Genomic DNA, 11,677 nt, shown 5'->3' with positions numbered 1-11,677 from the left:
TCGTTACACGGCGGGTCGCTCGTAGATCCAGATGTAACGGCTGCGCCCGTAGCTCAACGGATAGAGCATCTGACTACGGATCAGAAGGTTGGGGGTTCGAATCCCTCCGGGCGCACAGTACCAACCCCCAGAGAGATGAAGAGTCTCCCTGGGGGTTCAGTCTTGAGTAGGGGTTTTACAGGGGAGTGGGGTGTGGGTTTCGAACATGTGGGATTGTGTGGTGAGTTGATGATGTTGACTATCAGTTGGCAATTATTAATTCGCATTGAGGAGTTTTCTGGCGCGGGGTGCGTTTAGTAAAATATTCCTCGCAGTCAATGCCTTAGACAATGTGCTATCCAGGTATCGAGTGATACTGCTTGGCTGCATCATGTTCACCACGGATAGTGTTCTGGAATTGAGTTCCTCGTTTCGCGAGACCTCTTTCTATTACTTAAAATGTAGGTCAGTCCCCGCAAGTAACGGCTGAAATTTTACCTATTTATGTCACCACTTGGTGATGGGTTCCTTTTAGGAAAAGTGAGTACAGGATCCCCTCGTTGTGTATTTGTTTTATACACAACGAGGGGATTATGCGCTCATAATTGCCTTGAGCGAAATTGTATCATTTTTTCCTGTAGTCCCAGTAAACATACCGAACAAAAAGAAGAAGAGTTACCAGTGCGGCGAGTCTGTCAAACCGAGACCAGTCAAAGTGCTCGTCCCACCCAACAACTTCCCAAAGTTTGATGTATGCCCCAAGGATTAGAAGCGCAATAATCCATTCGATTAGAAACTTTCTCACTATTTTCATGTCCACGCTACCCTCGTGTTGGTGAGAATTTACCAGTCACCCCGGCATTGCCAGCCCCAGTATGCGAACATGGCAGCCAGGACAGCGGCATTTCTCTTGATGCCTTGTTTGGCTAGATGTTTCACTGCTTCCCTTGCGGCTTCAGGATAGTTTTTCTCACCAATTAGGACGGCGACTCCATTGATATCGAGAACCCCTTTGATGTCATCAGAGGCTTTTCCCTTAATGCAACTGAGAAATGTTCCAGCTCCACGAAAGGATACCGAAGGAGTAGTGGCAGAATTTTCTGCGATAGCCTGATTAGCTGCGTCTTTGCCAAGAAGTTTCACAAGCGCGCCGTATGCTTCCTCGTCAGTCTTAGCGTTATCAATCTCGGAAAAGTACTGAGCGAGCTTTTGTTCGTTGATCGTGCTTGCAGATTCAACGGTAGTCGAGATAGGAGTCTCTGCGGCCGCTACTGGGGTAGCTGCCAAAGGTAGTGTTAGCAGGAGAGTTATGGTAGCAACACGTGTGCGAGCAATCTTAAACATGTGGTGAATCCTTCCTCATGGTTTGAAGTCTTGAGGCAAATAGTGCCTGTAATGCCTCGAGTCTTATGAAAGGTGATGTACATCACACACTATTTGTGGTGATCGTAGATATCAACAATTTGACTATATCGATTGCATTACGAACTGGATAATAAACGACTACATTATCGTAGTCTTTAGGTGTTGAAAATGCCCGATTTGCCGGAAATGACGTCTGTGATTGGTTCGTGGAAGCACCCATGTTGAACCATGTATGACGGGAAGAGATTAGGGGCGCATTAGCGCCTAACGGCACTATTACTTTTTCTATCTCTTTTATCCATATGTGAAGCTAACCATCTGTGTTATCTGGTGTTGAATCAGCTGCTTTCTTTGCGGAGCATGTCTTCGGATCGTCGGTTGGGTTTCCCTTTTCGGCCACCGAGGTAACGTTGAACCCCTAGAATAACTCAGCATGACCACGCCAGACTCCGCCGATTTCGTCGTTCAGACTCCGTCTACCGCTAAACCTCCGGAGACAACTTCTGCTAGTACATCGGAAAAAATGTCTACTACGCCGACAGCTGCCGAATCCACCATGCAGACAGCTGCCGCATCCACCTCATCAGCCCCGGCTGATGCTAAGCGTCAGGTGCCAGAGCTGACCAGTATCCGTGCTATCGGAGCCTTTGGCGTGCTACTCACCCACGCGGCGTTTTGGACAGGCCACTACACCAACGACTGGAGTGGCCGGTTGCATGGCCGCTGGGAGATTGGCGTGACGATCTTCTTCGTTCTCTCCGCGTTCTTGTTGACCGGCCATTGGCTCGGCAGGTTATCCGATAAAGACTCTCCAACTACCCAACAGCGGCCCAGCATTCGCCGTTATTTCTGGCACCGCGTGAAGCGCGTGTTGCCTGCTTATTGGATTGTTGTCACGGTCGCATATCTGATTCATGCGGGTGATGAGCCGACGCCAACCGGAGCGGGTTTTAACGGATGGCTGCGGTCAATGACGTTCACGCAAACACTGGAATTCGGATGGGTTCATCCCGGGCTTTCCCAGATGTGGTCAATGGTTGTGGAAGTAGGTTTCTACCTCGTTCTTCCTCTGGTGGGAATGGCCATGTGGACAGTCGGAAAAGGACGGTTGAAGTCGGTACCAGTTCTTGCCATCATCGTTGCTTTTGGCCTTATAGGCCCCATATGGACGGTCTTATCCCATCATGTCGAATCACTACCGGTGGTCTCTCGCCTATGGCCTATGGCTTACTTTGACTGGTTTGCTGCGGGAATGCTCTTGGCGTACGGCAGACGCGTGGGTTGGCGGGTTAATCTGCCGGTGTGCTGGGCTTCAGCGGTGAGCTGCTTTATTATTTCAACCACCTGGTATGCCGGGCCGGCGACCCTCGTTCCCGATGATGTTGATCAAGCCCTGTGGAAAACTGTGCTGTACGGCCTGTCCGCAGCGTTCTTCGTGGCGCCAGTCGCGCTCAATGCTCAGGTATCCTGGCTGCGGCATCCCGCTTTGGTGTGGCTGGGTGAGATCTCTTATGAGTTCTTCCTGGTACATGTACTGGTGATGGACTGGGCCATGACTCACATGGGTTACCAAACCTTCCAAGGTTCCATGTTTGCTCTCACCATTGTCACGGCTGTAGTGAGCATCCCCCTCGCGCGAGGATTGCGCTGGCTCACTGATGTCATGACGGGTAGGCCAGGGCCAGCGAAACTGTGGGATAAAACTGTGGGGTAACCCCTATTCATCACTCGCCGATATTGATTTGCGCTCCCATAGAGGCCGCTGAGCGCAGCTGGTTTATCCACCCCGGAGCCCCAGGATTAACCCGGATGATTGGCCGATTGGTGTGGTCGCCCTTCGTACGGCCGGCTCGTGCCTCAAAACGGCTCCGCGCCGCAAAACCTTCCTTAGCCAGTGCCTTGAGATCATGCTCGTCACTGACCAAATCTCTGCGTGCCTTCATCAACAGCGCAATGCTTTCATCTAAAGCTTCGACGAGAGCCTCGCGGTTGTTTTCGCACATCGCACGCACCAGATCCGGGGCGGTTCCCGCCACGCGGGTTCCATCGCGGAAGGAACTCGCAGCCAAGCTCAAAGCCAACGGTCCGCCGTTATCCCCCGCAATGGCCAGAGCCTCTGCCAGGATATGCGGCAAGTGAGAAATACGCGCCACCGCGCTGTCGTGCTTTTTTGCACGGCAGGCAACCACATCGGCGCCGACCAGCTGCGCCATTTTCACCACTCGCACCCAGCCTTCGAGCCAACGACGCGCCACGGCAGCACGCTCTGGGCTTTTGTCCCCTTCTGGACCGCCCAGCTCCATGGCGTTGTCATACGTGACCACCCACACGGCACCTGTGAACAGCCCCTCAGTGGTGACCGCCCAACCGCTGTCCGCAGTGCCGGCCATTGGATGCCCGCCGATAAAGCGTTCAGTGAGTCCATACTGGTCAACAAGATCATGGACCTCGGCTTTCACACTGGTGACGTCGGTAAAACACACCGAGGGGGCGTGCTGGGCGATGGCCTCGAGAAGAAAACCGAGCGCCGGTACGGGTACACCGAGAACCACAAGGGCATCATCGCTTTCCGCTCGGCGTAGCGTCTCCGTTAGATCGGCGCTGACATCGAACCCTTCGGCCTGTGCAGCCTCCACAGTCTTCGTACTACGATTCCAGCCATACACACTCCGACCCGCCGCCGCGATGTCGCGCATCAGGGATCCGCCGATAAGCCCCAAACCTAGGATGCATACAGGACGGGAGTTATCGGCGAAAGTTTTGAAGGCAAGATTCTCAGTCACGCTACCTAGTTTGCCACGAGCCGGCTAGCCTATCCCTATGAGCATCATCGAGGGTTGGGATCAGCCGAGTTTCGCGGCCGTGGCGCAAAGCCGCCCGGCGGGTTGGGATGTCCGTCTCCTGCCGGAGTCCACGTTGCTGGGGCTCGACGAACTGCTTGCGCGTGTGCGCGATGCTCGGGCCGAAGGAGCGGTCGTGGGGCTTGTGTGCGTGGAGGATGATTGGGTGGGGATAGTGCGCCCCGTTCCTTCCGGGGTACGTGTTCTTTTATCCGACGCCACAGCAGCCCTTGATTACGATCTCGCAGCGGACATACTCGATGAACTGGGCGTGGACATTCCCACCGAAGACGATGCTGACACCGATGAGGCATGGCCCGAGGGGGACTTTGCGCTGTTAGAGGATCTCGGAGCATCCGAACAGGTCATGAGCGTGATTCTCGACGACGAAGAGCTATACGGCGCTGCCCAAGTTTTACGCATCGCCGATGAGCTTGGCTTTGCTGAAGAACTAGCCGATGCAGTGGGAATCGACCCAGATGACATGGACGACTACCTCAGCGATGGAGCGTATGACTAGCTGTCCTCGGGACATGTCAGGGTATGCCAAAGCGGATGAATGGCGAATGGCTAGCGACTGTGGGTGTGTGCCCCCGTCAAGGGGAGGAGCGAATGAACAGTAAATGTCAGGGTGCGTGACTAGGCGTGGACAACATGAACAGGGGTGAACAACACAGCACCGTGGGATCGGGGCTACCTCGTCACGCGAGGATTGTGCAGGCCGAGCAATGGATGCGCCGGGCGATCGACATAGCGCGTACCACCCCTACGGGAGATATCCCCGTGGGCGCAGTGATTCTTGGCCCCGAGGGGCAGGAGCTTGGCGTCGGTACGAATAGAAGGGAAACAGACGCCGACCCAATAGGCCACGCAGAAATCGCCGCGATAAAGCAAGCGACCGTGGCGCTCGGTGATGCATGGCGGCTAGAAAACTGCACGCTCGTGGTGACTTTGGAACCGTGCGCTATGTGTGCTGGAGCGCTACTCGGGGCGCGGATTGGACGGATAATCTACGGGGCGGCCGAGCCGAAAACTGGGGCGTGTGGCAGCGTATGGGATTTGCCGAGGGAATCGCCCCTGCACAAGGCCGAAGTACTGGGAGGTGTGCTGCAGGAAGAATGTGAAGCGTTGTTAAAAGACTTCTTTGCTGCCCTGCGCGGAGGCGGGCAGAGTGAGAATGCCTTCTGAACTGCATGAATGTGAGAAGTTCTGCAGGAGTCAGGCGTTTTCCGTACGGTAGTTAACGTAAATCTCCCATTAGGGGATCTCTGAGAGGGATCGACTCAGTGTGAGATTTGTACACCATTTGTACGACAACTTATGCACACAACGAGCCGCCAGTGTGCGGCCATGAAGGAGGAACAATGGACCTCGGAAACCTAGGCGACAAGGCAAAGCAGGCTGCAAGCGACCACCGCGACAAGATCGCCGAGGCCTCTGACAAGGTTATCGATTCCAAGCTGGATGGCGACAAGGCTGACAAGGCACGCGAGGCTCGCGACAAGGGTCTGGACGCGCTAGACGGCGAGTAAGATATCCCGCCTGGTGGCGAGGAGGGGGACACACTGCTCGACAGTGGGGTAAAGATCCCGCTCGGTGGTGGGTGAATACGCTCCGTCAGGCAGTGGGCAAGGTTCCCGCTCGACAGTAGGTGAAACCACACTTTTGCCGTGTGAGGCCGTGATGCTAGGCTTTACCCGTCTCGCATGACCGTGGCGTGCACCAGGTTTCACTGGTGTGGATTTCTTCCACTCGCAGCCACATCCCTGAGACATTGGTGGCGTGTCCGAGCGGCCGAAGGTGTTCGCCTCGAAAGCGAATGTTGGGTAACCCCCAACCGCGGGTTCAAATCCCGCCGCCACCGCACATTACCCGCCGCACTCGCTTAGATAGATTTCGGGAGAAAAATCTAAGCGCAGTGCGGCGGGTTTTTTGTGCTCTTATGCTCATCCGGTTATTCGTTCCACTCGTTTTATTTCCGCTAATTTCCACACCCAGTTTTCCCTTAATTCCACACCGAATTTCCACTTATTTCCGTACCCAGTTTTCCCGTATTTCCACACTGAGTTTCCGCTAATTTCCACACTGAATTGAACGTGTTGCTTGGCGCGCCGGGCGTTGGGGGTCTTGTTGGGTCTACAGATTGGGGGGGAAAATGAACCTGCTGAGCCTAACACTCGCGCCAGGCATAGCCGGCAGCTTGGATTTTCACATCGGCATGTTGACCAGCGTTGGGGGCTTGTTTCTGGCGTCGGGCGATTTTTTCGAGCCCTTCCTGTAGCCCCTCCACGCTCAACCCCACGCGAACTACAGCCAAGCCAGCGTTGTGCAGCGCACGTTGCCGCTCGTATTCCGAGGTGCGTTCCGCTGCGCCGCTGTGCCCGAATTGTCCGGTGTATTTACCCTGACCGTCGTACTCGACAACCAGCGCGGCGAGAGGAAAGTAGAAATCCACTCGCCCAAGGAAGCGTCCGTGGAAGTCGTAGATCTTCGCCTGCTGTAACGGCCTCTCGTAGCCCCGACGCCACATTTTCACCTTCAAAACCGATTCCATCGGACTTTCAGAATGGGGAGTGGCGAGGAGCATTGCGTTTCTGAGGGTCGCACTTCCGCTGGAATGGCGAAGTTGTCTGATCAGAGTGCGAATCTCACTGTGAGTAGCGGTGCGTGTGCGTAGTGCGTAGTCGAGAGCCATGACACCGCACTCCAGTGAGTGCCATCGCGCGAGGTCAAGGCCGGTAAGCGCGGGTCTGGTCACGCGTAGTTCGATGTGAGCCATACCCCTAGTAGGTGGTTTTGCGCTGGGGCTTGTGGTGGGGCTTGTGGTGTGTGGTTTTGCGCTGGGACTTGTGGTGGGGTTTGTGACACGGCGCTTATTAGCATCGCACATTTGTGTCAGACCGCGATGCGACTCAGCAGGGTATGGTTCTTTGCTCTCCTTTAGAAGCGGCGCTTGTGTGTCCGCAAAACTGAGTAGTGGCAGGGACGCAGAGTCCACAGTGCTGAGGTAGATCGCTCTCTTTCGTAATTCATCGATGTCGTTGGGAATGGGTGAGCAGATCACTGGGATGCTTATGTGCTGTAAATGCCCGACGTGGTGATGGTTGAGATACCGATACTGAATATTGTGGTCTGTCACGCAACGGCGCATGTGTTTGACCCCTGCGCTCATTGAGGTTGTTGGTGTTCCGGTTGTTGTAGTTGATGCCTTGTAACCTGTGATTGCTGGGAATGTTTTGAATCCTGGGGCCGTGTTCGCTTTTCTGCTGTATTTGCTACCTACCTTGCTAGTCCGTCCAAATTCTAGGGAGTACTTTTCCGGAAATTTCTCTAGAGGCAAGCCATGGAGTATTGCTGCTGAGGCTCCGCAGACGATTTCAGCTGGTTTCGCCAGTGCATTGCCGACAATTTTCATTGTCATTTGTTGATGTTCATTGGCTGACATGTATTGGTGCCGGCTTACGTAAACCCCATGCGCGATGCGTAAGAGTATTTGTCGCTCGGTGAGGCGATGTACGCGAGTTCGATCGCGAGGTGTAGACCCCCTCATCACTATGTATGTTCCCCCAAACATGGCTCAATAATGGCATGGGAAACCGTGTAAGACAAAGGACGAATCAAAGAATGTAACGCAAGGTACAGAATCTCTTTTGTTGCTGTTCGTGACCTGGGGAAATACAGTGATCAAAAATTTAGACTGTACCGGTTGTTACATCGCGCGGTTTTGAAGGTAAGGTTCGATGTACTGTGTTGATCCGCTTGCCGTTGAGGCGAGTTATTGAATGAGTGGGTTGTGGGGGTGTTGCCGATTGGTGCCAGGCATGGCTGCTGTGGTGGGTGTGGGGGTGTTGCCGATTGGTGCCAGGCATGGCTGCTGTGGTGGGTGTGGGGCGTTGCCGATTGGTGCCAGGCATGGCTGCTGTGGGTGCGGTAGTGGCTTCGAAGGGGAAGATTTCTAACAAGTTCCGGATATAAACCGAACGCCTTAGCCGCCGAGAAGTGCGTTAATTTGCGAGTTAGTGCAGCCGCAACTTCGCCACATCCGTAACTCCAGTTAACATATTTAACGTTGAATACTAGGTTTTTCCGCCGTGCGAACGCTAGTGTTAGTAACGTTCTGCTTGCGTCGGGCAGTTTTACTGTGCACAAAAGCCATAATCATCGGGCACTCCCTCAGCCTTGCGGGTTCTTAGCAACTCGCTCGAGAGGGCAGACGTTGCGGTGATAATGCAGGGTCTTGGTTGCACAGCAACTCTGGTGCCAAGTGATACGTGCCCGAATAAGCATTGAAGTATAAGCATTAAAGAAGGACATCCCCGTGGCGAAACTTCTGTTTCACATTGCTCGCTGGTGCTACATCCACCACAAGCGAGTAGTGGCTGGCTGGCTCATTGCGCTATGCGCCATTGCAGGTGTTGCTTTGAGCATCCAAAAGGGTTTCAGTGAATCCTTCGCGATGAGGGAAGTGCCTTCCTCGCATGCAACGAAGCTGATGCTCGAGAAATTCCCAGGCACCAAACATCCAATTGACACCGCCGGTGTGAACGTGGTGTTTGAAGCTCCGGAAGGCCAAAGGCTTGACCAGCCAGAATATATGGCTGCGATGGATCAGACTGTCGAGGCAATTAAGAATAACGTCAAGGACCTCGGAAACACTGAGCGCCTGATGAACCCCATCGCGCTTAATGACAATCTGCACAAGAAGATCATCACGCAACTCACGAGCAAGGGCATTCCGGAGTCAACCGCCAAAGAGGATGCCGATAACCTCCGCATGGTGTCTCAAGACGGACGCTACGGCACGATGTACTTCGAATACGACGTGCCGATTCCCGCAGATGTCACCAAAGAGGATCGCCAAGCCGTGGTCGATGCTCTCCAGATTTCCCGCGATGCTGGTCTAAAAGCCGAAGCAGGAGGCCCCGGCTTCGGTGAACCTGTCGCAGTGGAACCATTTTCTGAAGTGGCCGGCATTGTTGTCGGTTTGCTTATCTTGCTGTGGGTTTTCCGTTCATGGGTGGCTTCTTTCTTCCCACTAGTGACAGCAGTGGTCGGCGTGTCGATCGGTACACTGCTCACACTCGGAGGAACCGCTTTCGCGCAGCTTAATACGATCACCCCGACTCTCGGCATGATGATTGGTTTGGCGGTCGGCATTGACTATGCCCTGTTCATTATGTCGCGTTTCCGAGATGAACTGAAGGAGGGGCGTAGCCGTGAGGACGCAATCGGTCTCGCCACTGGTACCGCTGGTTCCGCAGTGGTATTCGCTGGTTTGACGGTGATTATCGCACTGGTTGCGCTGAGACTCGCAGGTATCCCATTCCTTGCGTACATGGGTTATGCGGCAGCAGCGACTGTCGGTGTGTCGGTTCTTGTAGCGATTAGTTTCCTCCCTGCGATGTTGGGGTGGGCTCGGAATAAAGTCTTCAAGCGCGAGGTGGAGTGGGGGCACCGTATTCAGGATGCGCGCGCGCATCAACGTCAGATCCGAGGGGGAATCGATGGGAATCGAGACAGTGTTCGCTTTTGGAAGAGTAATTCGCAGCACGGGCCGAAGGAGTCGTTGGGCACGAAGTGGGTCAAGTTAATCCACAAAGCGCCGGGTCTGGCGATTATTGTGGTTTTCCTGCTGTTGGGCGCATTGACTCTGCCCGCGATGAAACTCGAACTCGCATTACCGAGTGACAAAACCGGCAATGTGGATACCACACAGCGCAAGGCGGCAGAGATGCTTGAGGAAGGCTTTGGGGCAGGGCGCAACTCGCCGTTCCTCGCTGTGGTGAACGCAGACAATGTTAATGAGAATTCTCCGGCGCTGGAGATGTTTGTCCGTAGCCAGGCAGATGTTCCGCGCCACGAAGCAGCGATGAGAGCCAGTTTTCTGTACACCGTGCAGCAGATGAGTGCGAACATTGAGGTGAAGCATGCGCAGCTGCTGGCGATGTCGCCGGACGGCACAACCGCGCAGATCGTTATCACCCCGATAGGTGGGCCGACAGAGAAACGTACTGTTGATTTGATCAAGGGTTTGCGAGAACAACAGCGCGAGATTCAGGCTGAGACCGGCGTAGATATGGGTATCACCGGATTCACGGCGATTCAGCAGGATGTAACAGATCAGCTTTCTGAGGCGATGCCCATTTACCTTGGTTTGGTTGTGGGGCTAGCGCTCTTGCTGCTGATGATGGTGTTCCGTTCTTTGATGGTGCCACTGATCGCGGCGACAGGGTTCCTGCTGAGCGTGGGCGCAGCATTCGGTGTGACTGTGCTGGTGTGGCAGGAGGGTCTGTGGAATATCTGGCCTTCACCAGGACCGTTGATTTCTTTCATGCCGATTTTCTTAATTGGCGTGACATTCGGTTTGGCGATGGACTATCAGGTGTTCATCGTGTCTCGTATGCGTGAGCGCTTTGCATCTCAGAAGCGCAAGATAAAGAAGATGAATGACCCGAACCAGGAACCATTCATGGCGCCGAATTCGTCGTACACCTTGACAGAGGATTCCGTTATCGGTGGCTTTGGCATGGGCGCTTCGGTGGTGACTGCAGCGGCTTTGATCATGATCGGTGTGTTCATTTCCTTTGTGTTCCAGCCGTTGCCGTTTATTCGAATCTTTGGTTTTGCGCTGGGCGCGGGTGTACTCTTCGATGCCTTTTTAATCCGTATGACGTTGGTTCCCGCGCTAATGATGATTGCGGGGCGTAGTACTTGGTACATGCCACGATGGTTGGACAAGGTCCTGCCGACCGTGGACGTTGAAGGCGAAGCGCTGGAGAAAGCGTACGAAGCTGGGGAGATTGGCGATGTTGCAAAGCACCGTGAAGGATCGCAGGTTTCTGAGATGCATGATGAGACTGCGGTTCGTGGGAAGCGACGCAGGCGCCGGAAGAAGCGCGGCCTGCTGAAGAGCCGTCGGCGTGCTCGGCAGCGCTCCAGTGAGGAGGTTCGGGAGGATGTGGCGGATACTAACGACGCCACTAGTGCCGGTACCACCGCCCGCTTAGCTAGTGCGGCTGGTGCAGGAGCGGGCGGTTCAACTCTCACAAGCGGTAACCCGTATGAACAGCGCGTTTTCGATACGTGGTCTGATGCGGATGATGATCGCGGTTATCGGCATGTTGGGCATGATGATTTTGCGGACGATGGCGATCGCGGTCATCGGCATGTTGAACATGCGGATTTTGCGGGAGTTGATAATCGCGGTTATCGGCCTGCTGAGCATAATGATTTCGAGGATAGTGGTCACGGCGAGATCCAGCGTGATTCCGACTCTGCGTACGGTTTCGAGCATAGGCACGGTTCTGAGTTTGATGGCGAACATGCAAACAGCCGTACTACCGCTGACTATGACGATGACTACGTGCCGCGCCACGCTAAAGCCGAGGATTACGACGATTCTGACTTCGAAGGCGAAGCAGCATTCGACTTCTATTCAGGCCAAACTCAAACCTTTGAGATCCCCCGTCGCGACAATCACAGACAGTGAACAG

At 54.4% G+C, this 11,677-nt stretch carries 8 protein-coding genes and 2 tRNA genes; 7 read left to right on the top strand and 3 right to left on the bottom strand.

From position 1 onward, the window contains the following. Positions 1-42: 42 nt before the first annotated feature. Positions 43-115 (top strand) — tRNA-Arg (locus GP473_RS08970). Between the two features lie 707 nt (positions 116-822). Here the strand turns inward: GP473_RS08970 and GP473_RS08965 are convergent. Then, entirely contained in the window at positions 823-1,323 is a 501-nt protein-coding gene (locus tag GP473_RS08965) for a hypothetical protein (RefSeq protein WP_185770516.1), read from the bottom strand. A gap of 454 nt (positions 1,324-1,777) precedes the next feature. Between GP473_RS08965 and GP473_RS08960 the strand changes: the two genes are divergently transcribed. Beyond that, positions 1,778-3,058: an acyltransferase family protein gene (locus GP473_RS08960; protein ID WP_246394786.1), complete on the top strand. Its 1,281-nt coding sequence runs from the start codon at positions 1,778-1,780 to the stop codon at positions 3,056-3,058. A 10-nt stretch (positions 3,059-3,068) separates the two neighbouring features. On the opposite strand, the gene GP473_RS08955 is transcribed toward GP473_RS08960, so the two are convergent. Next, positions 3,069-4,127: a prephenate dehydrogenase gene (locus tag GP473_RS08955; protein ID WP_185770515.1), complete on the bottom strand. Its 1,059-nt coding sequence runs from the start codon at positions 4,125-4,127 to the stop codon at positions 3,069-3,071. A 37-nt stretch (positions 4,128-4,164) separates the two neighbouring features. Here GP473_RS08955 and GP473_RS08950 point away from each other — a divergent pair, with 37 nt between their 5' ends. The 4 genes from GP473_RS08950 (at position 4,165) to GP473_RS08935 (ending at position 6,048) form a co-directional block, all read left to right on the top strand. Next, positions 4,165-4,704, top strand: a complete 540-nt coding sequence (locus GP473_RS08950; protein ID WP_185770514.1) for a tRNA adenosine deaminase-associated protein — start codon at positions 4,165-4,167, stop codon at positions 4,702-4,704. Positions 4,705-4,838: 134 nt separating this feature from the next. After that, positions 4,839-5,372, top strand: a complete 534-nt coding sequence (locus tag GP473_RS08945) for a nucleoside deaminase (RefSeq protein WP_246394784.1) — start codon at positions 4,839-4,841, stop codon at positions 5,370-5,372. Positions 5,373-5,548: 176 nt separating this feature from the next. Next, complete coding sequence (locus tag GP473_RS08940; protein ID WP_185770513.1) at positions 5,549-5,716, top strand: hypothetical protein; 168 nt, start codon at positions 5,549-5,551, stop codon at positions 5,714-5,716. 244 nt (positions 5,717-5,960) lie between these two features. Further along, positions 5,961-6,048, top strand: a tRNA-Ser gene (locus GP473_RS08935). Positions 6,049-6,354: 306 nt separating this feature from the next. Here GP473_RS08935 and GP473_RS08930 read toward each other — a convergent pair. Then, positions 6,355-6,963, bottom strand: coding sequence for a PDDEXK family nuclease (locus GP473_RS08930; RefSeq protein WP_185770512.1), 609 nt, complete (start codon positions 6,961-6,963; stop codon positions 6,355-6,357). Between the two features lie 1,539 nt (positions 6,964-8,502). On the opposite strand from GP473_RS08930, the gene GP473_RS08925 reads away from it, so the two are divergent. Then, positions 8,503-11,673: an MMPL family transporter gene (locus tag GP473_RS08925; RefSeq protein WP_186276880.1), complete on the top strand. Its 3,171-nt coding sequence runs from the start codon at positions 8,503-8,505 to the stop codon at positions 11,671-11,673. Positions 11,674-11,677 lie beyond the last annotated feature (4 nt).

Origin of the sequence: Corynebacterium anserum (genome assembly GCF_014262665.1) — a bacterium.
Lineage (GTDB): Bacteria > Actinomycetota > Actinomycetes > Mycobacteriales > Mycobacteriaceae > Corynebacterium > Corynebacterium anserum.
The sequence above is the reverse complement of the archived record's forward strand: the minus strand, read 5'-3'. Positions and strand labels throughout refer to the sequence as shown.

What these genes read in the sequence shown, in the direction of transcription:
- GP473_RS08965 (WP_185770516.1), bottom strand. Translation starts at nt 1,323, where the DNA reads ATGTTTAAGATTGCTCGCACACGTGTTGCTACCATAACTCTCCTGCTA.
- GP473_RS08960 (WP_246394786.1), top strand. Translation starts at nt 1,778, where the DNA reads ATGACCACGCCAGACTCCGCCGATTTCGTCGTTCAGACTCCGTCTACC.
- GP473_RS08950 (WP_185770514.1), top strand. Translation starts at nt 4,165, where the DNA reads ATGAGCATCATCGAGGGTTGGGATCAGCCGAGTTTCGCGGCCGTGGCG.
- GP473_RS08945 (WP_246394784.1), top strand. Translation starts at nt 4,839, where the DNA reads ATGAACAGGGGTGAACAACACAGCACCGTGGGATCGGGGCTACCTCGT.
- GP473_RS08940 (WP_185770513.1), top strand. Translation starts at nt 5,549, where the DNA reads ATGGACCTCGGAAACCTAGGCGACAAGGCAAAGCAGGCTGCAAGCGAC.
- GP473_RS08930 (WP_185770512.1), bottom strand. Translation starts at nt 6,963, where the DNA reads ATGGCTCACATCGAACTACGCGTGACCAGACCCGCGCTTACCGGCCTT.